Genomic DNA, 26,128 nt, shown 5'->3' on the forward strand with positions numbered 1-26,128 from the left:
CCGCATCCGTCCGGTGACCGGCTCGCCCCGGTCACCGGACGGCGCCGTGCCGGGGGCTCGCGCGGGGGCGGCGCGGCGCGGTGCGCCGGGTGGCGATTCCCGGTGGGCGGGGTCGTCCCCCGTACTGGTACCGTCCCCGCAGGTCAGGCCAGTTGGGCCGGACGACAGGGAGGGTGGGAGCAGGATGTCGGATTCCGCCGCGCGCGAGCGGGACGCCGCCGAGACCGAGTCGGCCTTCTCGCATCCGGCGGTCGCCCCCGACGCGTCCGCCGCCTACGGCAGCCACCCCGACCAGGTCATCGACTTCTACGCCCCGCGCGGGGGCCGCACCGGCGCGCCGGTCGTGGTCGTGCTGCACGGCGGAGCGTGGCGGGCTCCGTACGACCGGGCGCATGTGTCGCCGTTCGCGGACTTCCTGGCCCGGCACGGGTTCGCCGTGGCCAGCGTGGAGTACCGGCGCGGCAGCGAGCTTCCGCAGCAGCGCGGGACCGGCCCGGTCGCGGGGCGCTGGCCGGAGACCTTCGACGACGTCGCGGCCGCGATGGACGCGCTGCCGGAGCTGCTGGCGCGGGAACTGCCGGCGGCGGACGTCCGCCGGATCGTCGTCACGGGGCACTCGGCGGGCGGCCAGCTGGCCCTGTGGGCCGCCGCCCGGCACGTACTGCCGGAGGGGTCGCCGTGGCGGCTCCCGAGGCCGCCCGCGCTGCGGGGTGTGGTGGCGCTGGCGCCGATCGCGGACTTCGGCACGGCGGTCGCGCTCGACGTGTGCTCGGGGGCGATCGGGCAGTTCCTGGGGGCTGCGGAGGACTTCGCCGAGCGGAGCGCGCACGCCGATCCGTCCCGGCTGCTGCCCACGGGCATCGCGACCGCGGTCGTCCAGGGCACGACGGACCTCACGGTTCCGGCGGCCGTCTCCGAGGCGTTCGTGGACGCGGCGGCCAAGGAGGGCGAGACGGTGGGGCTGACCCTGCTGCCGGACGTCGGCCACTTCCCGCTGATCGACCCGGCCGCCGACGCGTGCGCGGTGGTCGCGGAGGAGATCGCCCAGCTCGCCTGGTAGGTGCGTGGCGGCGGGCGCCCGTAGTACTTGCGACGGACGGCCGGGAATCCGCAACACTGCTGACGACCCGGCCCGCCGCCGCGCCTACCGTGGACGCGTGACCGAGACCAAGACCAGAAGCCCGGAGCTACGGCTCGCTGCGCGTGCGATGGACGACCTCTGGGAAGACCTCTTCGAGGACGCCTTCGCCTACCGGCCGATGCCACCGATGCGCACGGACGGGCCCCTGACCGGGCGGTTGCCCCGGCGGCTCGCGGAACGGGCCGCGTGGACGCCGCACGCGGCGGTGCTGGGCGTCGCTCTGATCACCTTCATGGCGGGGTTCACCGTCACCGGCAACGCCGGTGTCCTGCTGTCGGGGCTGCTGCCCGCCGTCTGCGTCGCGATGACACTGATCAGGCCGGTCGGGGCGTTCTGGATGTCGATGGTCCTGATGCCGGTGAGCGTGGTGGTCGGCGGCTACGAACCGTGGTCGCCGAGCTTCCTCATCTCCCATCTGGTGGTGCTGTTCGTCGTCGCGGCCAGGACCAGGCCGCGCACCGCCGCCTGGATGTGGGTGCTCACACTGTTGCTGGGTCTCGTCGTGGAGGGCGTCGTCACCGGTGGGGCCGGGGGGCCGAACACCGCGGGCATGGCGGTGGTTTCGGCGTTCGCGCTGCTCGTGGTGAGCATGGTCCAGGTCCGGCGGGAGGCGCAGCGCGAGGTCACCGTGCAGCGCACCGTCACCGCCGTCGAGCGCGACCGGCGCACGCTGCTGGAGGAGCGCACGACGATCGCCCGTGAACTCCACGACGTGGTCGCCCACCACATGTCCGTCGTGGCCATCCAGGCCGAGGCCGCCCCGTACCGGGTGGAGAACCCGCCGCCGGAGCTGGAGCAGGCGTTCGTCACGATCCGGGAGAACGCCGTGGCCGCGCTCACCGAACTGCGCCGGGTGCTCGGCGTCGTCCGGGCCGACGACTACGAGGCCCCGGACGCGCCGCAGCCCACCCTCGCCGACCTCGACCGGCTGCTCACCAATGTCGGGGAGGCGGGCCTGGTGACCGAGAAGGCGGTGACCGGGGCGGTGCGCGAACTGCCCCAGGGCGTCGAGCTGTCGGCGTACCGGATCATCCAGGAGGCGCTCAGCAACAGCCTGCGGCACGCTCCGGGCGCCACGGCCAGGGTCGAGATCGGTTACGTACTCGGCGGGCTGGGCCTGCGCGTGGTCAACGGACCGCCGACCGCTCCGGTGAAGCCGTCCCAGGGTGCCGGGCACGGGATCACCGGGATGCGGGAGCGGGTCGCGATGCTGAACGGTGAGATGACCGCCGAGCCCACCGAGGAGGGCGGTTACGAGGTCACGGCCTTCATCCCGGCCCAGCAGACAGGGCCCGGCGTCTCCGGGGACTTCAAGGAGCGGGCATGACGACGCAGCCGGCCGGCCCGCCGATCCGGGTCCTGATCGTGGACGACCAGATGATGGTCCGCGAGGGCTTTTCGGTCCTGCTCAACGCCATGCCGGGCATCGAGGTCGTCGGCGAGGCGGTGAACGGCCGCGAAGCCGTCTCCCAGGTCGCCGCGCTCCGCCCCGACGTGGTGCTGATGGACATCCGCATGCCGGAGCTCAACGGCATCGAGGCGACCCGCGAGATCGTCGCCGCGGACGCGGACGCGAAGGTCCTGGTACTCACCACCTTCGACCTGGACGAATACGTCTACCAGGCCCTGCGCGCGGGGGCCTCCGGCTTCCTGCTCAAGGACGCCTCGGCCCGCCAGCTGGCCGACGGGGTACGGGTCGTCGCCTCCGGAGAGGCGCTGCTGGCCCCCACCGTGACGCGGCGCCTGATCACCGAGTTCTCCAGACTCGCCTCCGCTCCCCGCCCTCCGGCCCTGGCCCGGGTCGGCGACCTCACCGAGCGCGAGACGGAGGTGCTCGTCCTCATCGCCCAGGGCCTGTCGAACGCGGAGATCGCCGGGCACCTGGTCGTCGCCGAGTCGACCATCAAGACCCATGTGAGCCGCATCCTGGTCAAACTCGGCCTCCGCGACCGCACCCAGGCCGCCGTCTTCGCCTACGAGGCCCGCCTGGTCACCCCTTCCTGAGCACGGTGGTCTAGCGTCGGGCCATGGAACAGGCCAGCACCTCCCCCGCCCCGTTCGACCCCTGGTCGGCGGCGTTCGTCGCCGACCCGTACCCCGCCTACGCCGAGCTGCGGGCCACCGGCCGGGCGCACTACTTCGAGGCCACCGATCAGTGGCTCGTCCCGCACTACGCCGACGTCTCGGCCCTGCTGCGGGACCGGCGGCTGGGGCGCACCTACCTCCACCGGTTCACGCACGAGGAGTTCGGCCGGACACCGCCGCCTCCGGAGCACGAGCCGTTCGAGACGCTCAACGGGCAAGGGCTGCTGGACCTCGAACCGCCGGACCACACCCGCATCCGGCGCCTGGTGTCCAAGGCGTTCACCCCGCGCACCGTCGAGCAACTCGTCCCGACCGTCCAGCGGTTGGCCGCCGGCCTCGTGGACGACTTCGTCGAGCAGGGCGGGGGCGACCTGCTGGCCGCCGTCGCCGAGCCGCTGCCTGTCGCCGTGATCGCCGAGATGCTCGGAATCCCGGAGTCCGACCGGGCCCCGCTCCGGCCCTGGTCCGCGGCGATCTGCGGGATGTTCGAGCTGAACCCGTCCGAGGACACCGCCCGCGCCGCCGTCCGCGCCTCCCTCGAATTCTCCGCGTACCTCCGCGAGCTGATCGCCGAGCGGCGCGTGCACCCGGGCACGGACCTCATTTCCGCCCTGGTCGCCGCCCACGACGAGGGCGAGCGGCTGACCGAGCAGGAGATGGTCTCCACCTGCGTCCTCCTCCTCAATGCCGGGCACGAGGCGACCGTCAACACCACGGTCAACGGCTGGTGGACGCTGCTGCGCCACCCGGAGCAGCTGGCCGCCCTCCGCGCCGACCATGGGCTCCTGCCCACGGCGCTGGAAGAACTGATGCGGTACGACACCCCCCTTCAGATGTTCGAGCGCTGGGTCCTGGACGACATCGAGATCGGCGGCACCGTCATTCCGCGAGGGGCCGAGGTGGCCCTGCTCTTCGGCTCGGCCAACCGCGACCCCGCCCGCTTCGCGGCCCCGGACACCCTGGACCTCGCCCGGCGCGAGAACCCGCACATCACCTTCGGCGCAGGCATCCACTTCTGCCTGGGCGCCCCGCTCGCCCGGGTCGAACTGGCCGCCTCCTTCGGTGAGCTGCTGCGCAAGGCGCCCGGCCTGCGCCTTGCCGCCGAGCCCGAGTGGAACCCGGGATACGTCATCAGGGGCCTGAAGGAGCTGCGGGTCGAGGTGTGAGGCCGGGGCGGGCCCCCGCGCCCGCCCCGGCCTCAGGTCACGAGATCCCGGCGGCGCAGCGCCGCCAGGGCCGCGGCCACCAGAACCGCCGACAGTGCGGTGAGGAGCGTCACCGGCCCCCACTCCATCCCCGCTCCCGGCAGCTTCGGCAGGTGGGTGAACGGCGACGCGTCCATCACCGGCTGCGGCAGGTCCAGGGCGGGCCCGATCCAGCCGAGTGCCAGGCAGAGTCCCACCACGCCCCAGCTCGCCGGGGCCGCCCTCGGTATCGCCCCGTGGAGCAGGGCCGCGACTCCGCCGAGCAACCAGACGGCGGGCAGTTGCACCAGGCAGGCGCCGAGCACGGCGGGTAGCGCGTGACCGTATCCCGCCGCCAGACCGAGCCCGCCGACCACCATGATCAGAGCCGCCCCGCCGAAGGCGATGAGCAGATGGCCCCCCGCCCAGCGGAGCCGGCCGACCCCGCCCGCGAGCACCGTCTCCGCGCGTCCGGCGGTCTCCTCGCCGTGCAGCCGGAGCACCGACGCGGCGATGTACAGAGCGGCGACCGTGCCGAGCACGGAGACCATCGAGGCGAGGAACGCGTCGGTGAGGCCGGACTGCCCGCCCATGCGCTCGAAGATCTCCCGCGCCTTCTCGTTGTCCCCGACCAGGTCCGCCGCCCCGCCGACCAGTCCGCCGAAGACGAAGCCGACCACGGCGAAGGACACCGTCCACCCCAGCAGCGCCCCGCGTTGCAGCCGTATCGCGAGGTCCCAGGCGGTGGACATCCGGCCCCGCGCCGGCCCCGGCCGCGCCGCCAGGAAGCTCATGCCGACGTCCCGGCGTCCGGTCAGCACGTACGCCACGGCACCTTGCACCGCCACCGCGCCGACGATCAGGAGGAGCACCCACCAGCGCTCGTCCGCGTACGGCCGGACGTTCTCCGCCCAGCCGAGGGGGGAGAGCCAGGTGAGCAGGGACGAACCGTCGTCAGCGGCCGAGTCGCCCGCCGCCTTCAGGACGAACGCGGCACCCACCGCCGCCGCCGTGACCCCCTTCGCGAGGCGGGCGCTCTCGGTGAACTGCGCGATGATCGCAGCGGTGCAGGCGAACAGCACCCCGACCCCGGCGACGGCCGCCGCGAGCGCCACCGCCCCCGCGCCCCCCGCACCCGAGCCGGCCATTCCGGCCGTGATCACCAGCGCCAGGCCGGCATTGGCGATCAGGGCCGCGAGCAGTGCGGCGGTGAGCGGAGCGCGGCGCCCGACCACCGTCGAGGAAAGCATCTCCTGACGGCCCGTCTCCTCTTCCTCCCGGGTATGACGCACGACGACGACCAGGCTCATGACCGCTGCCAGCGCCGCACCGAAGGCGAGCATCCGCCAGCTGACGAGCCCGCCGACGGAGTCACCGAACACGGGCCCGTACATCGCCCGCACGGAGCTGTTGGCGTTCATGGAAGCGGCGAGCTCGGCGCGTTGGGCCGGCGTTTCGTAGAGCGACGAGATGGACGTACCGACGGAGGAGAAGGACCCGCCGAGGACGAGGACCCAGACAGGGATGACGATGCGGTCGCGTCGCAGGGCGAGTCGCAGAAGGGCACTGGTCCCGGTGAGTGAGCCGGCGGACGCGCGGTGCCGTACACCCGCCTGCGTCGCGAGGGGCACGGCGGTCATCGCGCCACCTCCGACGGCTGCCCGGCGTCGGCCGTGTAGTGGCGGAGGAAGAGTTCCTCCAGCGTGGGCGGCGTGCACGTCAGAGAGCGGACGCCCGACGCGGACAGGGATTTGAGGACGGCGTCCAGCTGGTCCGTGTCCACCTGGAGCGATACCCGCCGCCCCTCGACGTCGAGGTCATGGACCCCGGCGAGCCGTGTCAGGCCGTCCGGATCGCGTATCAGCTCGGCGCTGACGTGCGTACGCGTCAGGTGACGCATGTCCGCCAGCGAGCCGGTCTCCACCGTCCGGCCCTGGCGGATGATGCTGACCCGGTCGCAGAGCGATTCGACCTCGCTCAGGATGTGGCTGGAGAGCAGCACCGTCCGACCGCGCTCGCGCTCCTCGGCCACGCAGCTCTGGAAGACCTCCTCCATCAGCGGATCGAGCCCGCTCGTCGGCTCGTCCAGGATCAGCAGATCCACGTCCGACGCGAAGGCGGCTACCAGGGCCACCTTCTGCCGGTTGCCCTTGGAGTACGTCCGCCCCTTCTTGGTCGGATCGAGCTCGAAGCGGTCCACGAGGTCCGCGCGCCTGGCCCCGTCGAGACCGCCGCGCAGCCGCCCGTACAGGTCGATCACCTCGCCGCCGGAGAGATTGCGCCACAGCGTCACGTCCCCGGGGACGTATGCCACACGCCGGTGCAGCTCGACCGCGTCGTGCCAGGGGTCGCCGCCGAGCAGATGGGCCGCACCGGAGTCGGCTCTCAGCAGCCCCAGGAGGACCCGGATGGTGGTGGACTTCCCCGACCCGTTCGGGCCGAGGAAGCCGTGGACCTCACCGGTCTCGACGGCGAGGTCGAGACCGTCCAGCGCCTGCGTCCGGCCGAACGACTTGCGCAGTCCGGCCACGGTGATTGCCTTCGTCATGATTTTGAACGTACGCTAGTTTCACAAAATTGTGAAGTTAAGGAACCGTATAAACTCGAAGGAGTGACATAGCAGTGGCGCACGCAGGAAGAGGAGCGGGATGAGCGGCGAATCCGCGGAGGAGAGCGCGACCGAGGGCGTGGTCCGGGGCCCCGGGGACCGGGACGCCGAGGCCGTCGCGCGGTTTGTCGAGCGGTTCGCGTCCGAGATGACCGAGGCGGGGATGCAGCGCATGGCCTCGCGCGTCTTCGCCGCCCTGCTCGCGGACGACGACGCCTCGATGACCTCGGCGGAGCTCGCCCTGGCCCTGCAGATCAGCCCCGCCGCCGTATCGGGCGCGATCAACTACCTCACGCAGGTCAGCATGGTGGGCCGCGAACGCGAACCGGGATCGCGCCGCGACCGGTACCGGCTGCACAACGAGATCTGGTACACCACCTTCGCCAGTCGCGACCAGGTCCTCACCCGCTGGGAGCGCACCCTCAAGGAAGGCGCGCGCACGCTCGGCGAGCACACCCCGGCCGGTGCCCGGATCGCCGAGACGGCGGCGTTCTTCGAGTTCCTGCAGTCGGAGCTGGAGGGGCTGATGGGCCGCTGGCAGGAGCACCGCAAGACCCTCGACCTGCCGTCGGGCAGCCCGGGCTCGGGCGCCTGACCGCCCGCGCCCGCTATCTCGCCGGGAGCATCAGCCCCCAGGCCCCCGCCCGTACCGTCCACGTCCGGGTCCGCACCGGCCCCGCCACCTGTATGTCCGCCCGGTAGCGGAAGTCCGCCCCCGACACCGTGACCGCCTTCGCCTCCGTGGTGACCGGGGCGGTGTCCGGTGCGTCGATCGTCACGGCGGCCAGGCCGTCGTCGCCGCAGCCCGATGTCACCGTCACGGAGGCGACCGGGCGGTCGAGGTCGTTCAGCACGATGCCGTCGGCCTCCACGCGCAGCCGGTGCGTCGGCGGCACGCCGGCCGGTTCCGGAGGCGCGGGCCGCACCAGGGTGCGGACCAGGGAGCGGCAGGCGTCCCAGACGGAGGACACGCCCGGGCGGTCGGAGCCCGCGCCCGGGGCTCCGTTCAGCGCGGGGATGCGCAGCGCCCCCAGGACCACGCCGTCGCTGTCGTCGACGAGCAGGTCGAGGCGGCGCACCGCACCGTCCAGTGCCGTGCGCGCCGCCGCCACCGCGCCGTTCGGCACGCCGAGCGAGTGGGCGAGTTCCAGCGCGCCCGACGCGCCGACGGGGACGAGCGACAGCGCGCTCATCGCGGGCTCCGGTTCCCGGTGCAGCAGGGACACGGCGCGCCTCAGCGCCCGGTCGTCGCCGATCACCACCGGCCGCCGACCGCCCCGGCGGGACAGGGCCCGGGCGAATTCTCCGGGGCTGTCCGGGAGGCAGATCTTGGCGTGCGAGCCCGCGCTCAGCACGTCCTTCGCGATGCGGACGGACTCGCCGTCCGTCCGGCGGGCGACCGGATCGATCACCACCAGCAGGTGGGGCGCACCGTTACCGGGGGGCTGGGCAGCCGACACCTCGGTCCTTCCTCGGGTAGCATCTTGGTGCAAGAGCCCCTTGCGCTATTGCGCCAGGGGTTTCGTCTATTCCGGGGCACCCGGTTCGACGGTTCGGACTGTGCCGTACAACGACGTACGGCATGTACGGCGTTTTCGTACGCCCCCTGACCTTGGACATGCCCCGCCCGGAAGGGGTGTACGCCTGTGCCCGCACTTGTGCTGCTCGGTGCTCAGTGGGGTGACGAGGGCAAGGGAAAGGCCACCGACCTCCTCGGTGGATCCGTGGACTATGTGGTGCGCTACCAGGGCGGCAACAACGCCGGCCACACGGTGGTCGTCGGTGACCAGAAGTACGCACTGCATCTCCTCCCCTCCGGCATCCTGTCACCGGGATGTACCCCGGTCATCGGTAATGGTGTCGTCGTCGACCCGGCGGTCCTGCTCTCCGAGCTGAGTGGGCTGAACGACCGCGGCGTGGACACGTCGAAGCTGCTGATCAGCGGCAACGCTCATTTGATCACCCCGTACAACGTCACCGTCGACAAGGTGACGGAACGGTTCCTCGGGAAGCGCAAGATCGGCACCACCGGCCGCGGCATCGGCCCGACGTACGCCGACAAGATCAACCGCGTCGGCATCCGCGTCCAGGACCTCTACGACGAGTCGATCCTGGAGCAGAAGGTCGAGGCGGCCCTGGAGCAGAAGAACCAGCTTCTGGCCAAGGTCTTCAACCGGCGCGCCATCGAGGCCGGCAAGGTCGTCGAGGACATGCTCCAGTACGCGGAGCAGCTGAAGCCCTACGTGGCCGACACGACGCTTGTCCTGAACAACGCCATCGACGCGGGCAAGGTCGTCCTGTTCGAGGGCGGTCAGGGCACGCTGCTCGACGTCGACCATGGCACGTACCCGTTCGTGACCTCCTCGAACCCGACCGCGGGCGGCGCCTGCACCGGCGCCGGGGTCGGTCCGACCAAGATCAGCCGGGTCATCGGCATCCTCAAGGCGTACACGACCCGGGTCGGTGCCGGGCCGTTCCCGACGGAGCTGCACGACGAGGACGGCGAGGCGCTGCGGCGGATCGGCGGCGAGCGCGGTGTCACCACCGGCCGCGACCGCCGGTGCGGCTGGTTCGACGCGGTCATCGCGCGGTACGCGACCCGGGTCAACGGCCTCACCGACTTCTTCCTCACCAAGCTGGACGTGCTGACCGGCTGGGAGCAGATCCCGGTGTGCGTCGCGTACGAGATCGACGGCAAGCGCGTCGAGGAGCTCCCGTACAGCCAGACCGACTTCCACCACGCGAAGCCGGTCTACGAGATGCTTCCGGGCTGGTCCGAGGACATCACCAAGGCGAAGACGTTCGCCGACCTGCCGAAGAACGCGCAGGCGTACGTGAAGGCGCTGGAGGAGATGTCCGGCGCCCCGATCTCCGCGATCGGCGTCGGCCCCGGCCGGACCGAGACCATCGAGATCAACTCGTTCCTGTAGTCGTACGGGAGCACAGGAGGGCCGGGGCGGCGGATGCGCCCCGGCCCTCCGGCGTGTGCGCGCTCAAGGGACTGTCTGGTCTAGACCTTGACAGGTCCAGACCAGCGGCGGTTGGGTGCAGGGATGCCCGCACGGCCCGCCCGCCGAGGGTGCGGCGCACCGGGCGCCCGTCCTCGTAGAAGGAGTGAGCAGCGCTGAACCGCATCAAGAGCATCCTGACCGTACTGAGCGCGGTCGTCGCCACGGCAGCCTTCCTGCCCGGCGCCGCCAACGCCGCACCGGCCGCCTCGGACACCACAGGCTCCACGTCGTGCGCACCCCTGTGGGACTCCTCGACCGCCTACACGGCAGGCGGCACCGTCTCGCACCACGGCCGCAACTGGACGGCGAAGTGGTGGACGCGGAACGAGAACCCGGGCGCCACCACCGTCTGGGTGGACGCGGGTGCCTGCATGGGAGGGGTTTCCGACTTCGTCATCAGCGAGGCGGAGTTCGACGCGATCTTCCCCGAGCGCGACTCCTTCTACACCTATCAGGGGCTGATCGACGCGCTGCACGCATATCCCCGCTTCGCCAACACCGGGACCGAGGAGACCAGGAGCCGGGAGGCCGCGGCGTTCCTGACGCACGCCGACTTCGAGTCGGTCGGCCTGCAGTACGTGAAGGAGATCAACGAGGCCAACTACTGGATCAAGTGCGACTACAGCCAGCCGTTCGGCTGCCCGGCAGGTCAGTCCGCCTACTACGGGCGCGGTCCGATCATGTTCAGCTGGAACTTCAACTACAAGGCGGCCGGAGACGCGCTCGGCCTCGACCTGCTCAACGACCCGTGGCTGGTGGAGCGTGATCCGTCCGTCGCCTGGCAGACCGCCCTCTGGTACTGGAACACCCAGAACGGTCCCGGCACCATGACCTCCCACGACGCCATGGTCGGTGGGGCGGGCTTCGGTGAGACCATCCGCTCGCTCAACGGCTCGCTGGAGTGCAACGGCGGCAACCCCGAGTCGGTGCGGGCCCGGGCGGCCAAGTACGAGCACATCACCGACGTCATCGGCGTCGACCCGGGTTCACGCCTCACCTGCTGACGCCGGCTCAAGCCCCGAGGCCCCCTGCGATCCACGCGTCGCGGAAGGGCCCGGGGCCCTCGCGGTGCGAGAGGTTCCGATTTTTGGTCTAGACCTTGACAGGTCCAGACCAACAGCGCTTGAGTGGCGGCAACCCCCCACAGCGGTGTGCCGCGACGACCGGCGCGCCGCGATGAAGGAGTGTGCAGATGTTCCGTCGCATCATGGGCCTGCTCGCCGCGCTGGGCGCGGTCGTCGCAGGGCTCGTCGTACTCCCCGCCACCACCGCTTCGGCAGCCGACTGCGCGGCCGCCTGGAACGCCTCGTCCGTCTACACGGGCGGCGGCACCGCCTCGTACAACGGGCACAACTGGACCGCCAAGTGGTGGACACAGAACGAGAAGCCGGGCAGCTCGGACGTCTGGGCCGACCAGGGCGCCTGCGGAAGCGGAGGCGGCACGGACCCGGGTGACCCGGGCTCGTCCTCCGGTTTCGTGGTCAGCGAGGCGCAGTTCAACCAGATGTTCCCCGGCCGCAGTTCCTTCTACACGTACAGCGGGCTGGTCGCCGCGCTGGACGCCTACCCGGGCTTCGCCAACACCGGCAGCGACACCGTCAAGAAGCAGGAGGCCGCCGCCTTCCTCGCCAATGTCAGCCACGAGACCGGCGGGCTGGTGTACATCGTCGAGCAGAACACCGCCAACTACCCGCACTACTGCGACAGCAGCCAGCCCTACGGCTGCCCGGCGGGCCAGGCCGCGTACTACGGGCGCGGTCCGATCCAGCTCAGCTGGAACTTCAACTACAAGGCCGCGGGCGACGCGCTCGGCATCGACCTGCTGGGCAACCCCTACCTGGTCGAGCAGAACGCCGCCGTGGCCTGGAAGACCGGCCTCTGGTACTGGAACACGCAGAACGGCCCCGGCACCATGACCGCCCACAACGCCATGGTGAACGGCGCCGGCTTCGGTGAGACGATCCGCTCCATCAACGGCTCGCTGGAGTGCAACGGCGGCAACCCCGCCCAGGTGCAGAGCCGCATCGACAGGTACCAGGCGTTCGTGCAGATCCTCGGCACCACGCCGGGTTCCAACTTGAGCTGCTGACCAGGGATTTCGCCCGACAACTTCACTCGTGTGGGGGACGCCTCCGGCCTCGTGGCCGGAGGCGTCCCCCGCTTCGTTGTCAGTGGTCGCCTCTAACGTCGGATGCGTCGGGACCGCAGGGGTCGGCGCACGAGGAGAGGTCATCACGATGGAGTTCCGGATCGAACGAGGCGAACTGACGGACGCCGTCTCCTGGGCCGCCCGCGTTCTCCCCACCAGGTCGCCCGTGCCCGTCCTGGGCGGGCTGCTGCTGGAGGCGGCGGACGACCGGCTGAGCATCTCCGGCCTGGACTACGAGGCGTCCGCCCGCATCGAGATCGAGGCGCGGACCGAACGCCCCGGGAAGGTCCTGGTCATGGGCCGCCGCCTGCTCGACGTGTGCAAGGTGCTGCCCGAAGGTCCGGTGGAATGCGCGGTCGAGGGTTCACGGTTCACGGTGGCGGGCGGCGGCGCCGGCTTCGGGCTGTCCGTCCTGCCGCTGGACGACTACCCCGCGCTGCCACCTCTGCCGGAGATACTCGGTGAGGTGGACGGCCAGGAGTTCGCGGCAGCCGTCGCCGATGTGGCGGTGGCAGCCGGCCGGGACGACACCCTCCCTACGCTCACCGGAATCCGCCTGGCGCTCGACGGCGAGCGGATGACCCTCGCGGCCACCGACCGCTACCGCTTCGCGGTCCGTACGCTCGACTGGCGGCCGACGGGCCTCGGTGTCACGGCCGATGTCGTCGTCTCGGCCCGTCGGCTCAGCGAGATCGCCCGCTCGGTCGGCGCCCGCCCCGGTACGGTCCGCCTCGCCCTCGACAGCGGTTCGGCGGGCTTCGAACGGGAGGGCATGCGCACCACGGTCCGCCTGCTCGACGGCCGGCTCCCGCGCCACGACAAGCTGTTCGTGCTGAGCGGGCCGGTCACGGCGGTGACCGAGCGCGAACCGCTGGTCGAGGCGGTGAAGCGGGTCGCGGTCGTGGCCGACGGCGACAGCCCGCTCCAGTTCGCGTTCACCGGGGACTCCGTCCTGCTCCAGGCCGGGTACGAGGACGACGTGGCCTCCCAGCGCCTGCCCGCCGGGCTCCTGGGCGCCGAGGAGATCACCGTCGGGTTCAACCCCTCCTACCTGATGGACGCGCTGGCCACATTCGACACCCCGGTGGTGCGGTTCCAGCTCATGGGTCAGGGCCAGCGCGCCATGATCACCGGGCACCAGGACCACGAGGAGGCGGCGGCAGCGGCGGACGGAGCGGGGGACACGGTCCACCAGCACCTGCTCATGTCGCTCCGGCCGTTGGTCCAGTGAGGCCGACGAGGCCGGGCAGGGGTCTGCTGTGCGCAGGCATGGGCCGCCCGGCCAGGCCCGGCGGGTCAGCCGGACTTCGTGTACGTGAGCTTCTCGCCGCTCGACGTGTTCTCACGGCTCAGAGTGCCGTCCGGGAGCAGGGTGAGCTTCGTCGGAGCCCCCGGAGTGCAGGAGGCCGCCGGTTCGCCCTCCGTGACGGTGGAGGGGCCGATGCTGACGGACTCGCCCTCGGCGGCCTCGGCGGTCAGGGTCGCCTCGAAGACGCAGCGGTAGGTGCCGCCGGTGGCGAGGGGACCCTCGGCGGTCAGGGTGAGGACCGTGTCGCCCACCTCGCCCTGACGGATGACGAGTTCACGGGTGGAGTGTCCGGTGGCGTTGTCGATGCTGCCGGACCAGGAGCCCAGGTAGCCCTCGGGGACGCCGCCCTCCTCGCCGTTCTTCCCGTCGTCGGGCGAGGGATCCGGGGAGACGTCCGGAGTCGGGGAGTCGTCGACGGCCTGCGACGGGGAGGGTCCGGCCGAGCGGGTGGGCTCGGCCGTGGGCGTTCCGCCCTTGTCGTTCATGAGGGCGTAGACGGACCCGCCCGCGCCGATGGCGACCAGTACGGCGACGAGGATCAGCGCGATGGTCGAGCCACTGCTCCTGCGGGCCGGTTCGGGAGCGGGGGCCGGATGCTGGGTGCCCGCGGGGTACCCGGGGCCGTACGGGGGAGTGGCGCCCTGGCCGGGCTGCTGCGGGTAGCCGTACGGGTAGCCGGGGCCCGGGTTCAGCTGCTGGGGGTAGCCGTACGCCTGGCCGCCTTGGCCGGGATGCTGTGGATAGCCGTATCCCTGGCCGGGGTTGGGCTGCTGCGGGTGGCCGAAGCCCTGGGCCTGCTGCGGCTGGGCGGCCTGGTGCGGGTAGCCGTAGCCGGGAGGCGGAGTGGCCGGGTGCGGCCCGCTCGGCGGCGTGCCGGCGGCCGTGAGGGGGAGCGCGTGGACGGGACCGGGCTCGGGCTGCCCGGGGGGCGGGAGCGGGGCGGTCGGACCGGTGGGGGCGTCGAGGACCTCGGTCTCCGGTTCGGCGGGGGGCTTGGCGTCCGGGCCGGACGGGGAGCCGGAGGCAGCGTCGGACGGCGCGTCGTTCACCGCGTCGGCCGGGGCGTCCGGCTTGCTGAGTGGGACCGCGCCCTGCGGCGTCCCGCCGCCCGGGGCGGGGGCGGCGCTCGGTGCCCGGTCCGGGCCCGGCACCGCGTCCGCCGGTGCGGCGTCACGCGGTCCCGCATCGGTGGACGCCCCGCCGCGCGGCACCACGGCGTCGGACGGCACCGCGTCCTCGGGGTCCTCCGAGTCGAGCAGTTCCACGGCGTGGCGGCCGAGTTGGGCGAGGAGCGCACCCGGGAGCCAGGGCTCCGGGCTGGTGTCGCCGTCGGCCAGGAGCGCCAGGATGTCGTCGGTGGACGGCCGCGCCCGCGGGTCCTTGTGGAGGCAGCCGCGGATCAGGTCGTCCAGCCCCGGTGTGACCCCGGTCAGGTCCGGGTCCTCCTGCGCGATGCGGAACAGCAGGGCGGGCATCTCGTTGGCCGCGGCGCCGAAGGGCAGCCGGCCGGTCAGGGCGTACGTCAGCACCGACCCCAGGCAGAACACGTCGCTGGCCGCGCTCACCCGCTCACCCCGCACCTGCTCCGGAGACATGAAGCCGGGCGTGCCGACCAGGGCGCCGGTGCGGGTGAGTCCGCCGTCGGTGACGGTGTCCAGGGCCCTGGCTATCCCGAAGTCGATGACGCGCGGGCCGTCGATCGTGAGCAGGATGTTGGAGGGCTTCAGATCCCGGTGGATCAGGCCGGCCGTGTGGATGGCCTTCAGGGCGTGCGCCAGGCCCGATCCGAGAACGCGGACCGACCGCTCCGGCAGGGGGCCGTAGGCGCCGGGGGCCGGGCCGGACAGGGTGCCCGGTCTGCCCGAGACGGTGGCGTGCAGGGAAGGACCGGCCACATAGCCGGTGGCGACCCATGGGACGTCGGCCTCGGTGTCGGCGTCCAGGACGGGCGCGGTCCACGTGGAGCCCACCCGGCGTGCGGCCCGCACCTCCTGGCGGAACCGGTCGCGGAATTCCTGCTGTGCGGCCAGTTCCTCGCGTACGAGCTTGAGCGCCACCGTGCGGCCGCGGTCGGACCGGGCCAGATAGACCTGCCCCATCCCGCCCACGCCGAGGCGTCCCAGCAGACGGTAGGCGCCGATGCGCTGTGGATCGGTGGACCCGAGCTTCTCCATGGTGTGCGGCCTCCCCCGTACGACAACACGCCGGACGGGGACGAGAATAGCGGCGTGGATCGTCCGGCCGGGCCCCTCCGGGGCGCGGGACCGGTGTGACCCCGGTCTAAGGTGACCCGGAACCGAATGGGGGAGGGGCAGCCATGTGCCCGAGCGGAGCCGTCACCCGCAGCACCCTGCGTCAGCAGATCGCGGACGCGCTGCGTGACGAGGTGCTCGCCGGGCGTCTGCTTCCGGGGCGGGAGTTCACCGTCAAGCAGATCGCCGAGCAGTACGGGGTGTCCGCGACGCCTGTCCGCGAGGCGTTGTTCGACCTGTCCGCGCAGGGCCTGCTCGAATCCGACCAGCACCGCGGATTCCGGGTGCACCAGTTCACGGTCGCGGACTACCGGGCGATGGTGGAGGCCCGCGCCCTGGTCATGGACGGGGTCATCCGGGACGTCTTCCACGAGCCGGTTCCGGAACGGCGGGCCGACTACCGGGACGCGCTCGTCTCCGTACGCCGCCGGGCCGAGGAGGCCGCCCGCGCGGCGCGCAGCGGTGACCTGGACATCCTCATCGGCTACGACCTGCGCTTCTGGCGCGAGCTCGGCGGGCTCATCGGCAACGGCTACATCAGCGACTTCCTGCACCGGCTGCGCGTCCAGGCGTGGGTGTTCGCCGTGCCGTATCTGCGGGGCGACGCCGATCTGCGGGACTGGCTGTGGAACGGCCACGCCGAACTGGTCGCGGCCATCACGCACCGGGACCGCGAGGCCCTGCGCGCGGTGATAGACGGGTACAACACCCATGCGCTGAGCTGGGCCGACCGCCTGGCCGGGCTCGGGCCCTCCGCAGCGCGGGCCGAGGGGACCGCCTGAGCCCCCCCGGCACCGCCGCCGCCCCTCCGCGCCCCGGGCCCGTCATGAGTGACCACTGTGCGCGCGGAGCCGGTCGCATTACGCTGTCCCGACCACCGCACGCCCCCGTTGGAGAGCGAGACTTCGTGGCCTGTGACCTGTGGCTGGTCCCCCTCGTCGATGTGCTGTGCCACAGCCCCGACAACCCCTTCTCCGAAGAGATCGCCCTCTACGACAAGGCCCTGGGCGAGGCCGGACTGCCGCCCGTCCCCGTCTACGCCTACATGCCGGGACTGACTGGAGACGTCGCCCCGGTCGCGGGCTTCGACTACGACGCCCTGCACTTCCTCCGCCGCGCCTATCTGCTCCAGCTCAGCGGCCTCGCCGTCACACCGGTCGGTGAGCTGGGCGGGGACTACGAGCAGTTGCTGGAGATGTTCGAGTCCACGGCACGGCAGTCGCACCTGGTGTGGCACTTCGACCACGCCGGGGCGTACGTCCCCCTCGACTTCGCCGCGCCCGTCTCCACCGACGAGCTGCTGGCAGCGGGCGGTCCGCTCGGTTCCGCGCACGGGCTGTTGCGGGAGCTGGAGTTCGTCGCCCCGGCCATCGGTATCGACCCGGCGAACCCGCCGGCCGCCCCCCTGCCGCCCGCCGCCCCCACCGACCTGGAGGAACCGGCGACCTCCGTCCCGTACGACGACAACCCCTTCGCCCGGGAGCGCCACGTCTGGCTCGGCCTGCACGCTGCGGCCACCCGCAGCCTCGCCCAGGGATCGATGATCGTCTTCAGCTGACCCGGTCCCGGCGTCCCGAGCCGGAGCCCCGTACTGGCCGGCGAACGGTCAGCGCGGGGACTCCGGCGGGCGCTGCCGGGGCATGTTCGGACGCATCGACTGGAGCGGGAAGCGTCCGGGGGCCGCGCCCGGCTCCGGGCGCCCGTTGCCGGAGCCGCCGGAGACCAGGGCCTGCATCCCCAGTGGCGCGGGACCGGCCCGGAACTCCACCATCCAGTCGGCGGTCTCCGACCGTACGAGCTCCGTGATGTCCTCGGAGAAGCGCCGCAGCACGCCCAGGCACCGCTCGGTCGCCTCGCTCGCCGTGCCCTCGGTCGGACCGAGCACCTCCCGTACGCACTCCGATGCCCAGTCGAACCGGAGCACCTGAAGCCGGCGCTGCACCGCCTGTGCGGTCGCGAGGTTCCTTATCCAGCCCGAGGTCAGGCCGAAGTACCGGTCGCACGCCATGCACGCGGCGCCGAGCAGCAACGACAGATAGCCCCACCCGGCCGCGCCGTGCAGCGCGCCCGTCAGGTCGAGCAACGGCAGGGCGGCGCCCGCGACGGCCCCGACGGCGGTGCCCATCCGCAGCGCCCTGGCGCCGCGCCGCTTCCACAGCCGGTCGTTCAGATACCAGTCGGCGGTGCGCAGGGCGTCCGCCTCCAGCCACCGGTAGAGCTCGTCCAGCCGCTGGGACGGTTCTCCCCAGTCGCCCAGCGGGAACGGCTCCCCGGTCAGGTCACGGGCCCTCCCCGCACGGTCCTCGGAGTCCGTACCGGAGGGAGCGGCCGCACCCGCCGGACCGGACGTGCCGGACTTGCGGGGCGGCACTTCGGGCTGCATCTCCGGCTGACTCACCGGGGTACTCCTCTGCATGCTGCATAGCGACGCGTGCTCTCGACCGCGTACTCGACGACGGGGCGGATCTCTGCTCTGCTCCCGGTCCCTGGACGCGACGGGCAGTCCCCCATGCGTAACCATGCGTGACGAGGGGTAGGCGCGTGCGTGCCGGGACGCATGCCCTTCCTACCGCCGAATGGTGGGCCGTGGGGTCGAAATCGCGGTATTCCCGGGTGTGCACGGCCTCTGGTCAGGTATAGGAGTCCCGGCACCGCTCCCTCGATCTCACTCGAAAGAGTTGCTCCTCGGCGGGTGGGGCGCGCCGCCCGGGGACAACGTAGGCTCGGCGTACCGAAACATTTGTCGTCGAAATGCCTGGAGTGACCGTGATTCCCGGTGGTGGTCAGCCCAATATGCAGCAGCTGCTGCAGCAGGCCCAGAAGATGCAGCAGGAGCTCGCCCAGGCCCAGGAAGAGCTTGCCAGGACCGAGGTCGACGGTCAGGCGGGCGGCGGACTGGTCAAGGCGACGGTCAACGGCTCGGGCGAGCTGCGCTCCCTGGTGATCGACCCGAAGGCGGTGGACCCGGAGGACACCGAGACCCTCGCGGACCTCGTCGTCGCGGCGGTCCAGGCGGCCAATGAGAACGCCCAGCAGCTCCAGCAGCAGAAGCTGGGCCCGCTGACCCAGGGCCTGGGCGGCGGCATGCCCGGCCTGCCGTTCTGACCGACCGCATACCCAAGACCCCACGTACCCCCTACGGTACGTAGCACGACTCAGCCGACTCAGTCAGGAAGGCGTTCCGTTGTACGAAGGCGTGGTTCAGGACCTCATCGACGAACTGGGCAGGCTGCCCGGCGTCGGTCCCAAGAGCGCGCAGCGGATCGCCTTCCACGTGCTGCAGGCGGAGCCCACGGACGTGCGGCGTCTGGCCCACGCCCTCCTGGAGGTCAAGGACAAGGTCCGCTTCTGCGCGGTCTGCGGCAACGTGGCCCAGGAGGAGGAGTGCGGGATCTGCCGCGACCAGCGGCGCGACCGGTCGGTCATCTGTGTGGTCGAGGAGCCCAAGGACGTCGTCGCGATCGAGCGGACCCGTGAGTTCCGGGGGCGCTACCACGTGCTGGGCGGTGCCATCAGCCCCATCGAGGGGGTCGGTCCGGACGACCTGCGCATCCGCGAGCTCCTCGCCCGCCTCGCCGACGGCTCCATCACCGAGCTGATCCTGGCGACCGACCCCAACCTGGAGGGCGAGGCCACCGCGACGTATCTGGCGCGGATGGTGAAGCCGATGGGCCTGCGCGTCACGCGGCTCGCCAGCGGCCTGCCGGTGGGCGGCGACCTGGAGTACGCGGACGAGGTCACGCTCGGCCGAGCCTTCGAGGGGAGGCGGCTTCTCGATGTCTGACGGTCGCGTTTCCGCATCTCACGACGGCTTTACGTGCAGCGCGGTTATCTTCTACTCACCGTCTCCGACCGGTCACACGGGAGGTCTCCTCGATGTCTGACGCCACGTTGAACACCGTCACGCAGGACCCCGGCGATTTCGCGGTCCAGATCGCCGACCAGATCAAGACGTTCATCGTCGCGGTCACCGAGGTGTCCAAGGTCGAGGAGCCGGAAGAGGCCGTCCCGGTCCTGCTTCTCCAGGTCTCCCAGCTCCTGCTGGCCGGCGGCCGGCTCGGCGCGTACGAGGACATCGTCCCCGACGAGCGCTACGAGCCCGACCTCGGCGCCGAACCGGACGCGGACGGCCTGCGCGAGCGCTTCGCCGCCCTCCTGGAGCCGATCGACGTCTACTCCGAGGTCTTCGACCCGTACGAGCCCCGCAAGGCCCCCGTCGCGGCCCGCATCTCCGACGACCTGGCCGACCTCGTCACCGACCTGCGCCACGGACTGGCCCACTACGAGGAGGAGCGCACCACCGAGGCCCTGTGGTGGTGGCAGTTCTCCTACTTCTCCAACTGGGGCTCCACGGCTTCCGCCACCCTCCGCGCCCTCCAGTCCCTGATCGCCCACATCCGCCTCAACCAGCCCCTCCAGGAGCTGGACGGCCTGGACACCGATCAGGACGCCGGCGACGACAACCTCGCCGAGGAGGCGGGCCGCGTCATGTTCGAGGAGATCGCGGGCCCGTTGGGCCTGCGCCCGGCGAAGTAGGGCCGCCCGGCCGTCCGGCCGAGGGCCCCGCTCCACTGCGAACGACGTTGTCAGTGCTCGCTGTTAGCCTCCCTCGCAGTCCGTGATCACGGGCTTCGAAGGGGAGGGGACTCGAAGGCATGACGCGAGAGACGAGACGGGGCGGGGCCAGATGGCTGGGGGTGCTGTCCGTCGGTGTGGCCGCCGTGCTGGCTGCTCCGAACACGGCGGTGGCCGTGGGCAACCTGCCGCCGCTCCAGCCGGCGCCAGGGGACCTGATGACGGGGACCGCACCCTGCGCGGCGGGGGACGACCGGCCGTACGTGGCAAGCGCGCCGCGGCTGTCTGCGGTAGTGAGCGATCCAGTCGAGGACGACGTGCCCGCCGGGTACAACGCCGTCATCGGCGAGTTCGAAGCATGGTGGCAGGACGAGAACGGTACGGAGCAGCGCCGGAGCTACCGGTCTGCCGCAGGCAGGCCCTCCGGGGCCACGCAGTACTGGCAGCTGCCGTCCGACCTCCCGCCGCGGACGGTCATCTCCTGGCGGGTGCGGGCGGACGACGGCCAGCTCCAGTCGCCCTGGAGCCAGGCGGACGCCGGTGGCGCCGGGTGCGAGTTCATCATCGATGACGTGAGTCCGGAGAAGCCGACCGTCGTCTCTGCCGAGTATCCGGAGGATGTCTCCTGGTCGGACGGCGTCGGCGTCTACGGGACCTTCCGCTTCCACTCGCCGTCCGAGGACGTCGTCGATTACACATACAGGTTCCTCGACGGGGCGAGCGGGACGGTGAAGGCCGGGCCCGACGGGTCGGCGGAAGTCCGCTACCTGCCGACGACGTATGGACCGGTCCAACTGGAGGTGTACGCGAACGACCGCTCCGGTCGCCGGAGCGGCGCGGTCGTCTACACGTTTTACGTGAAGGCGGGCCGTTCCCCCATCGGTCAGTGGGCGCTGTCCGACCCGGCCGGGGCCCGATGGGCCGAACCGACCGCGGGGACGGCGGCCCGAGCCGGAGCGGGTGTCACCTTCGGAGGCCCGGCCCCCTCGGGGACCCCGTTGACGGCCACGGCGACGCTGGACGGCACGGGCCACGGCTTCCTGACCCCCGGCGAACCGGTGGTCGACACCGGGAAGACCTTCGCCGTCGGCGGCTGGGCGCGGCCTGCGGCACTGGACCACGACATGACGCTCGCGAGCCAGGACGCGGGGACCGCCACGGGTTTCACTCTCGGGGTCCGCACGGCCGGCGGTGAGCCGGTCTGGTCGTTCGGCACCGGGGGCGAGCAGGTGAGCGGCGCCCGTCCCGAGGTGGGCGAGTGGGCGTACGTCCTCGGTGTGTACGACGCAGAGACGAGTAAGGCGCACCTCTACGTGAACGGTCAGGAGGCCGGCACCCCGGCCGCGGTCACGCCCTCGGCGGCCACCGGCGACTTCCAGATCGGCCGGGCGCGTGGTACGGCCGGTTACCGCGACCGCTGGCAGGGCGAGATCGGTGACGTCCGTGCCTACGACCGCGTCGTCGTGCCCGAGGAGGCGGCGGAATTGGCCAGGCGCGCCCCGAAGGAGCGCGGTCACTGGGCCCTGGAGGAAGCGGCCGACGGACTCAGCCCCGATGCCCACGGCGGGGCGCCGCTGAAGCTCGCGCCCGGCGCCTCGATCTACACGCGGCCCGCCGAGTCCTGCGACCCGGCGGCCGACCCCGACTGCGACCCCCTGTCGGGTGGCCCCGATGCCCTGGTCGGCTCCGGGCATCTGGACCTGGACGGCGTCGGTGGGTACGCGGCCACGGACGGCCCGGCCGTCGACACCCGTGACAGCTTCACCGTCGGTGCCCTGGTCCGCTTCGCGGACCAGGAGCCGGCGCATCCGATGACCGTGCTCTCGCAGGGCGGGGACCACGCCGACGCGTTCAAGGTGCGCTACGTGCCTGCCACGCACACGTTCGAGCTGGTCATGGACCATGCGGATGCCGAGGCGGCGGACCGGACGGCGGTCAGCCATCGGGGGACACCGTCAGGGAACGGCAACCGCATCGCCGTCGTGTACGACGCGGGCCTGGACCGCATCACGCTGTACGTGGACGGCATAGCGGCCGACACCGCCTTCCGCTCGTCGTGGACCAGTACGGGAGGTCTCCAGATAGGACGCGGGCACACGGCTGACGGCTGGGGCGAGTACCTTCGGGGCGCGGTCGACGAGGTGCAGGTCTTCTCCGGTGCGCTGAGCGAGGGCGACGTGGGGCTGCTCGGATGGGGCAACGACACCTGCTACACCTGCGGCGCCTGAGCGACACAGGGACAAGGACCCATGTGGCCCGGCCCGCGTGTGGGCTGGGCCACAAAGGGGAATGCGTACGTGTTCGATGGGCAGCAGGGCGGTACGAGCGGTTCGGAGCGACACGCCGATGATCACGTGGTGAGCGGGACATCTCACCATGTGGTATCAGCGCGGCGTTTCCGGGCTGCTCGTTAAACTGAGCCGACCGCAGTAATGGACTGAGCGAGGAGCGCACGTGGGCCTTGTCGTGCAGAAGTACGGAGGCTCCTCCGTAGCCGATGCCGAGGGCATCAAGCGCGTCGCCAAGCGAATCGTCGATGCCAAGAAGAACGGCAACCAGGTGGTTGTCGTGGTGTCCGCGATGGGCGACACGACGGACGAGTTGATCGATCTCGCCGAGCAGGTATCCCCGATACCGGCCGGGCGGGAGTTCGACATGCTGCTGACCGCGGGAGAGCGGATCTCCATGGCGCTCCTGGCCATGGCGATCAAAAACCTGGGCCACGAGGCCCAGTCGTTCACCGGTAGCCAGGCGGGCGTCATCACCGACTCGGTCCACAACAAAGCGCGCATCATCGATGTGACGCCGGGCCGTATCCGTACGGCGCTGGACGAGGGGAACATCGCGATCGTCGCGGGGTTCCAGGGTGTGTCCCAGGACAAGAAGGACATCACCACCCTCGGCCGCGGCGGGTCCGACACCACTGCCGTCGCGCTCGCGGCCGCGCTGGACGCCGAGGTCTGCGAGATCTACACCGACGTGGACGGCGTGTTCACCGCCGACCCGCGGGTCGTCAAGAAGGCCCGTAAGATCGACTGGATCTCTTTCGAGGACATGCTGGAGCTGGCGGCGTCCGGTTCCAAGGTGCTGCTGCACCGCTGCGTCGAGTACGCACGCCGATACAACATCCCGATCCACGTCCGCTCGTCCTTCTCCGGACTGCGCGGCACCTGGGTCAGCAACGAGCCGCAAGGGGACCAGAAGGTGGAGCACGCGATCATCTCCGGAGTCGCCCATGACGTCTCCGAGGCCAAGATCACCGTCGTCGGCGTGCCGGACAAGCCGGGCGAGGCCGCCGCGATCTTCCGCACGATCGCGAACGCCGAGGTCAACATCGACATGGTGGTGCAGAACGTCTCCGCCGCGTCGACCGGTCTGACGGACATCTCGTTCACGCTCCCCAAGGCCGAGGGCCGCAAGGCCATCGACGCCCTGGAGCGCAACCGCGGTGTGATCGGCTTCGACTCACTGCGCTACGACGACCAGATCGCCAAGATCTCCCTGGTCGGCGCGGGTATGAAGACGAACCCCGGGGTCACTGCGGGCTTCTTCGAGGCGCTGTCCGACGCCGGCGTCAACATCGAGCTGATCTCGACGTCCGAGATCCGCATCTCGGTGGTCACCCGCGCCGACGACGTCAACGAGGCCGTGCGCGCCGTGCACACCGCCTTCGGTCTCGACAGCGACTCCGACGAGGCCGTCGTGTACGGGGGCACCGGCCGATGACCGCACGCCGCCCTTCGCTCGCGGTCGTCGGCGCGACCGGGGCGATCGGTGGCGTCATGCTCCAGATCCTCTCGCAGCACGCGGACGTCTGGGGCGAGGTCAGACTCGTCGCCTCACCGCGTTCGGCCGGCCGCAAGCTGGTCGTACGCGGTGAGGAGTGCGAGGTCCTCGAACTCACCGAGGACGTCTTCGAGGGCATCGACGTGGCGCTGTTCCTGGTGCCCGCCGACGTCTCCGCGCGCTGGGCCCCGCTCGCCGCGTCCAAGGGCTCCGTCGTCATCGACGACTCCGCCGCCTTCCGGGCCGACGACGACGTTCCGCTCGTCGTACCCGAGATCAACCCGCATGCCGTACGGATGAGGCCCCGCGGCATCGTCGCGAACCCGAACTGCACCACGCTCGCGCTGATCGTCGCCATCGGCGCCCTGCACGCCGAGTTCGGCCTGCGCGAGCTCGTCGTCTCCTCGTACCAGGCCGTCAGCGGCGCCGGCCGCGACGGGGTCGCCGCACTGCGCGAACAGCTGTCGATGGTGGCCGGCACCGAACTCGGTACGAAACCGGGCGACGTGCGCCGCGTCGTGGGCGATACGCACGACGGCCCGTTCGCCGCCCCGGTCGCGCTCAACGTCGTCCCGTGGGCCGGGACGGACGCCGGTGACGGCTGGTCGTCGGAGGAGCTGGCGATCCGCGAGGAGTGCCGCAAGATCCTCGGCCTGCCGAGCCTGAAGGTGTCGGCGACCTGCGTGTACGTACCCGTCGTCGCCACGCACTCGATGTCCGTGCACGCCCGCTTCGAGAACGAGGTCGCGGTCGACCGGGCGCACGAGATCCTGGCGACCGCGCCCGGTGTGGTGCTGTACGACAGCCCGGGCGCCGGCGACTTCCCCACCCCGTCCGACGTGGTCGGCACCGACCCCACCTGGGTCGGCCGCGTCCGGCGCTCGCTGGACGACCCGCAGGCGCTGGAGCTCTTCGTCTGCGGTGACAACCTCCGCAAGGGCGCCGCGCTCAACGTCGCGCAGATCGCCGAATCGGTGGCCGCTGAATTCCCGCGGCTCTGAAGGCCGTGATCATAGGCCGTGATCATGAGGTCCGGATCGAACCCCATTTGCACTTTCTGTGAACGGTCTGTGAGCAACTTGCCGGTCTGAACCTCTTGAGCTGGGCAGTCGCCGTGACCGACGATGACCTTTCGGTTCGTTGCAACCGCGGGTCGGGCGCCAGGCGTCTAAGCGGTCACTTCTTGCGCGGCGGGGCGCATGTGCGGGGCATCTGGAGAAGAGCGGGTACGTATGAAGGCATCTCGCAGGGCCTCGAACGCTGTGCCGTACGCGTACAACCCTGACGGGGGGAAGCGTGTCCAACTGGCGTGGCAGAGGTTCTCGATATCACAGTGGTGGGCCCCTTGCGCGGCGCTTCGGTGCGACCGCTCCGACGGGCCCGTGCAGCCGGTGGCATGCCGGTGATCGCGCCCATGCCCGCCGCGCGTCAGACGAGGCTGCCGACCCAGCGCGAGGGCGCTGAAGAGAGCGTGGCAGCCGGAACGACCGTCGACCATCTCACCGAAACCTACCGCGCCCACTACCGTTCGCTGCTGGGCCTCGCGGCCCTGCTGCTGGACGACACGGCGTCCTGCGAGGACGTGGTGCAGGAGGCGTTCATCCGCGTGCACTCCGCGCGCAACCGGGTCCGCGAGCCCGAGAAGACCCTCGCGTACCTGCGCCAGACCGTCGTCAACCTCTCCCGCTCCGCGCTGCGCCGCCGCATCCTCGGGCTGAAGCTCCTCTCGAAGCCGATGCCGGACATGGCGAGCGCGGAGGAGGGGGCGTACGACCAGCTGGAGCGGGACGCGCTGATCAAGGCGATGCGGGGCCTGCAGAGGCGCCAGCGAGAGGTACTGGTCCTGCGCTACTTCGCGGACATGACGGAGGCCCAGGTCGCCGAGACGCTCGGGATATCCCTGGGCTCGGTGAAGGCGTACGGCTCGCGCGGTATCGCGGCCCTGCGCGTGGTGATGGAGGCGCAGGTATGACCCGGCGCGGGGAACACCACGATCACGACCATGAACAGGACCCGCGGCCGGGGGGC

The 26,128-nt window shown here is 71.4% G+C and carries 23 protein-coding genes; 18 read left to right on the forward strand and 5 right to left on the reverse strand.

What is annotated here, in order from left to right:
- Window positions 1-184: 184 nt before the first annotated feature.
- The 4 genes from AB0L33_RS01985 to AB0L33_RS02000 all read left to right on the forward strand — a co-directional run bounded on the left by AB0L33_RS01985 (window position 185) and on the right by AB0L33_RS02000 (window position 4,392).
- The gene (locus AB0L33_RS01985; protein WP_365677152.1) at window positions 185-1,060 is read left to right on the forward strand and encodes an alpha/beta hydrolase; all 876 of its coding nucleotides are present in this window, start codon (window positions 185-187) and stop codon (window positions 1,058-1,060) included.
- A 97-nt stretch (window positions 1,061-1,157) separates the two neighbouring features.
- Window positions 1,158-2,468, forward strand: a complete 1,311-nt coding sequence (locus tag AB0L33_RS01990; RefSeq protein ID WP_365677153.1) for a histidine kinase — start codon at window positions 1,158-1,160, stop codon at window positions 2,466-2,468.
- Window positions 2,465-3,145, forward strand: coding sequence for a response regulator transcription factor (locus tag AB0L33_RS01995; protein ID WP_365677154.1), 681 nt, complete (start codon window positions 2,465-2,467; stop codon window positions 3,143-3,145). The genes AB0L33_RS01990 and AB0L33_RS01995 overlap by 4 nt, the downstream gene beginning before the upstream one ends.
- Before the next feature lie 23 nt (window positions 3,146-3,168).
- Window positions 3,169-4,392 carry a cytochrome P450 gene (locus AB0L33_RS02000; RefSeq protein WP_365677155.1) on the forward strand — a complete coding sequence of 408 codons (1,224 nt, stop codon included), beginning with the start codon at window positions 3,169-3,171 and terminating at the stop codon, window positions 4,390-4,392.
- Between the two features lie 32 nt (window positions 4,393-4,424).
- Here the strand turns inward: AB0L33_RS02000 and AB0L33_RS02005 are convergent, their stop codons facing one another.
- Together AB0L33_RS02005 and AB0L33_RS02010 are read right to left on the reverse strand one after the other, a co-directional pair.
- Window positions 4,425-6,050 carry an ABC transporter permease gene (locus tag AB0L33_RS02005; RefSeq protein WP_365677156.1) on the reverse strand — a complete coding sequence of 542 codons (1,626 nt, stop codon included), beginning with the start codon at window positions 6,048-6,050 and terminating at the stop codon, window positions 4,425-4,427.
- Window positions 6,047-6,958 carry an ABC transporter ATP-binding protein gene (locus AB0L33_RS02010; RefSeq protein WP_365677157.1) on the reverse strand — a complete coding sequence of 304 codons (912 nt, stop codon included), beginning with the start codon at window positions 6,956-6,958 and terminating at the stop codon, window positions 6,047-6,049. Before AB0L33_RS02010 ends, AB0L33_RS02005 begins: the two co-directional genes overlap by 4 nt.
- 100 nt (window positions 6,959-7,058) lie before the next feature.
- On the opposite strand from AB0L33_RS02010, the gene AB0L33_RS02015 reads away from it, so the two are divergent.
- Window positions 7,059-7,613, forward strand: a complete 555-nt coding sequence (locus tag AB0L33_RS02015) for a MarR family transcriptional regulator (RefSeq protein WP_365677158.1) — start codon at window positions 7,059-7,061, stop codon at window positions 7,611-7,613.
- Between the two features lie 13 nt (window positions 7,614-7,626).
- Here the strand turns inward: AB0L33_RS02015 and AB0L33_RS02020 are convergent, their stop codons facing one another.
- Window positions 7,627-8,478 (reverse strand): diacylglycerol kinase, encoded by an 852-nt coding sequence (locus AB0L33_RS02020; protein WP_365677159.1) that lies wholly within the window; start codon window positions 8,476-8,478, stop codon window positions 7,627-7,629.
- 186 nt (window positions 8,479-8,664) lie between these two features.
- Between AB0L33_RS02020 and AB0L33_RS02025 the strand changes: the two genes are divergently transcribed.
- From AB0L33_RS02025 to dnaN, 4 genes are all read left to right on the forward strand, one after another.
- Window positions 8,665-9,948, forward strand: a complete 1,284-nt coding sequence (locus AB0L33_RS02025; protein ID WP_073966464.1) for an adenylosuccinate synthase — start codon at window positions 8,665-8,667, stop codon at window positions 9,946-9,948.
- Window positions 9,949-10,202: 254 nt separating this feature from the next.
- A complete protein-coding gene (locus AB0L33_RS02030; protein WP_365677380.1) occupies window positions 10,203-11,033 on the forward strand; it encodes a glycoside hydrolase family 19 protein in 831 nt (276 codons plus the stop codon).
- A 188-nt stretch (window positions 11,034-11,221) separates the two neighbouring features.
- Window positions 11,222-12,118, forward strand: coding sequence for a glycoside hydrolase family 19 protein (locus AB0L33_RS02035; RefSeq protein WP_365677160.1), 897 nt, complete (start codon window positions 11,222-11,224; stop codon window positions 12,116-12,118).
- 148 nt (window positions 12,119-12,266) lie between these two features.
- Complete coding sequence (dnaN, locus tag AB0L33_RS02040; RefSeq protein ID WP_365677161.1) at window positions 12,267-13,409, forward strand: DNA polymerase III subunit beta; 1,143 nt, start codon at window positions 12,267-12,269, stop codon at window positions 13,407-13,409.
- 65 nt (window positions 13,410-13,474) lie between these two features.
- On the opposite strand, the gene AB0L33_RS02045 is transcribed toward dnaN, so the two are convergent.
- Window positions 13,475-15,661, reverse strand: a complete 2,187-nt coding sequence (locus AB0L33_RS02045; RefSeq protein WP_365677162.1) for a protein kinase — start codon at window positions 15,659-15,661, stop codon at window positions 13,475-13,477.
- 143 nt (window positions 15,662-15,804) lie between these two features.
- Here AB0L33_RS02045 and AB0L33_RS02050 point away from each other — a divergent pair, with 143 nt between their 5' ends.
- Both AB0L33_RS02050 and AB0L33_RS02055 read left to right on the forward strand, forming a co-directional pair.
- On the forward strand, window positions 15,805-16,521 hold the full coding sequence (locus AB0L33_RS02050) for a GntR family transcriptional regulator (protein WP_365677163.1): 717 nt from the start codon (window positions 15,805-15,807) through the stop codon (window positions 16,519-16,521).
- Window positions 16,522-16,646: 125 nt separating this feature from the next.
- Complete coding sequence (locus tag AB0L33_RS02055) at window positions 16,647-17,297, forward strand: hypothetical protein (RefSeq protein WP_365677164.1); 651 nt, start codon at window positions 16,647-16,649, stop codon at window positions 17,295-17,297.
- Between the two features lie 48 nt (window positions 17,298-17,345).
- Here the strand turns inward: AB0L33_RS02055 and AB0L33_RS02060 are convergent, their stop codons facing one another.
- Window positions 17,346-18,137, reverse strand: coding sequence for an SLATT domain-containing protein (locus AB0L33_RS02060; RefSeq protein WP_365677165.1), 792 nt, complete (start codon window positions 18,135-18,137; stop codon window positions 17,346-17,348).
- A 368-nt stretch (window positions 18,138-18,505) separates the two neighbouring features.
- Here AB0L33_RS02060 and AB0L33_RS02065 point away from each other — a divergent pair, with 368 nt between their 5' ends.
- From AB0L33_RS02065 to AB0L33_RS02095, 7 genes are all read left to right on the forward strand, one after another.
- Window positions 18,506-18,844 carry a YbaB/EbfC family nucleoid-associated protein gene (locus AB0L33_RS02065; RefSeq protein ID WP_328904383.1) on the forward strand — a complete coding sequence of 113 codons (339 nt, stop codon included), beginning with the start codon at window positions 18,506-18,508 and terminating at the stop codon, window positions 18,842-18,844.
- A gap of 79 nt (window positions 18,845-18,923) precedes the next feature.
- Window positions 18,924-19,523 carry a recombination mediator RecR gene (recR, locus tag AB0L33_RS02070; RefSeq protein WP_018102117.1) on the forward strand — a complete coding sequence of 200 codons (600 nt, stop codon included), beginning with the start codon at window positions 18,924-18,926 and terminating at the stop codon, window positions 19,521-19,523.
- Between the two features lie 92 nt (window positions 19,524-19,615).
- Entirely contained in the window at window positions 19,616-20,275 is a 660-nt protein-coding gene (locus AB0L33_RS02075) for a DUF5063 domain-containing protein (protein WP_365677166.1), read from the forward strand.
- Between the two features lie 332 nt (window positions 20,276-20,607).
- Window positions 20,608-22,542, forward strand: a complete 1,935-nt coding sequence (locus AB0L33_RS02080; protein ID WP_365677167.1) for a LamG domain-containing protein — start codon at window positions 20,608-20,610, stop codon at window positions 22,540-22,542.
- 226 nt (window positions 22,543-22,768) lie between these two features.
- On the forward strand, window positions 22,769-24,040 hold the full coding sequence (locus tag AB0L33_RS02085) for an aspartate kinase (RefSeq protein WP_018102119.1): 1,272 nt from the start codon (window positions 22,769-22,771) through the stop codon (window positions 24,038-24,040).
- Window positions 24,037-25,101 (forward strand): aspartate-semialdehyde dehydrogenase, encoded by a 1,065-nt coding sequence (locus AB0L33_RS02090; RefSeq protein ID WP_365677168.1) that lies wholly within the window; start codon window positions 24,037-24,039, stop codon window positions 25,099-25,101. The genes AB0L33_RS02085 and AB0L33_RS02090 overlap by 4 nt, the downstream gene beginning before the upstream one ends.
- Before the next feature lie 395 nt (window positions 25,102-25,496).
- Complete coding sequence (locus tag AB0L33_RS02095) at window positions 25,497-26,072, forward strand: SigE family RNA polymerase sigma factor (protein WP_365677169.1); 576 nt, start codon at window positions 25,497-25,499, stop codon at window positions 26,070-26,072.
- Window positions 26,073-26,128 lie beyond the last annotated feature (56 nt).

This window comes from Streptomyces sp. NPDC052299, from assembly GCF_040679335.1.
GTDB lineage: Bacteria > Actinomycetota > Actinomycetes > Streptomycetales > Streptomycetaceae > Streptomyces.

Excerpts from the sequence above, each read along its gene's own strand:
- AB0L33_RS01985 (WP_365677152.1), top strand. The coding sequence starts at position 185 with ATGTCGGATTCCGCCGCGCGCGAGCGGGACGCCGCCGAGACCGAGTCG.
- AB0L33_RS01995 (WP_365677154.1), top strand. The coding sequence starts at position 2,465 with ATGACGACGCAGCCGGCCGGCCCGCCGATCCGGGTCCTGATCGTGGAC.
- AB0L33_RS02000 (WP_365677155.1), top strand. The coding sequence starts at position 3,169 with ATGGAACAGGCCAGCACCTCCCCCGCCCCGTTCGACCCCTGGTCGGCG.
- AB0L33_RS02005 (WP_365677156.1), bottom strand. The coding sequence starts at position 6,050 with ATGACCGCCGTGCCCCTCGCGACGCAGGCGGGTGTACGGCACCGCGCG.
- AB0L33_RS02010 (WP_365677157.1), bottom strand. The coding sequence starts at position 6,958 with ATGACGAAGGCAATCACCGTGGCCGGACTGCGCAAGTCGTTCGGCCGG.
- AB0L33_RS02015 (WP_365677158.1), top strand. The coding sequence starts at position 7,059 with ATGAGCGGCGAATCCGCGGAGGAGAGCGCGACCGAGGGCGTGGTCCGG.
- AB0L33_RS02035 (WP_365677160.1), top strand. The coding sequence starts at position 11,222 with ATGTTCCGTCGCATCATGGGCCTGCTCGCCGCGCTGGGCGCGGTCGTC.
- dnaN (WP_365677161.1), top strand. The coding sequence starts at position 12,267 with ATGGAGTTCCGGATCGAACGAGGCGAACTGACGGACGCCGTCTCCTGG.
- AB0L33_RS02045 (WP_365677162.1), bottom strand. The coding sequence starts at position 15,661 with ATGGAGAAGCTCGGGTCCACCGATCCACAGCGCATCGGCGCCTACCGT.
- AB0L33_RS02050 (WP_365677163.1), top strand. The coding sequence starts at position 15,805 with ATGTGCCCGAGCGGAGCCGTCACCCGCAGCACCCTGCGTCAGCAGATC.
- AB0L33_RS02075 (WP_365677166.1), top strand. The coding sequence starts at position 19,616 with ATGTCTGACGCCACGTTGAACACCGTCACGCAGGACCCCGGCGATTTC.
- AB0L33_RS02090 (WP_365677168.1), top strand. The coding sequence starts at position 24,037 with ATGACCGCACGCCGCCCTTCGCTCGCGGTCGTCGGCGCGACCGGGGCG.
- AB0L33_RS02095 (WP_365677169.1), top strand. The coding sequence starts at position 25,497 with ATGCCGGTGATCGCGCCCATGCCCGCCGCGCGTCAGACGAGGCTGCCG.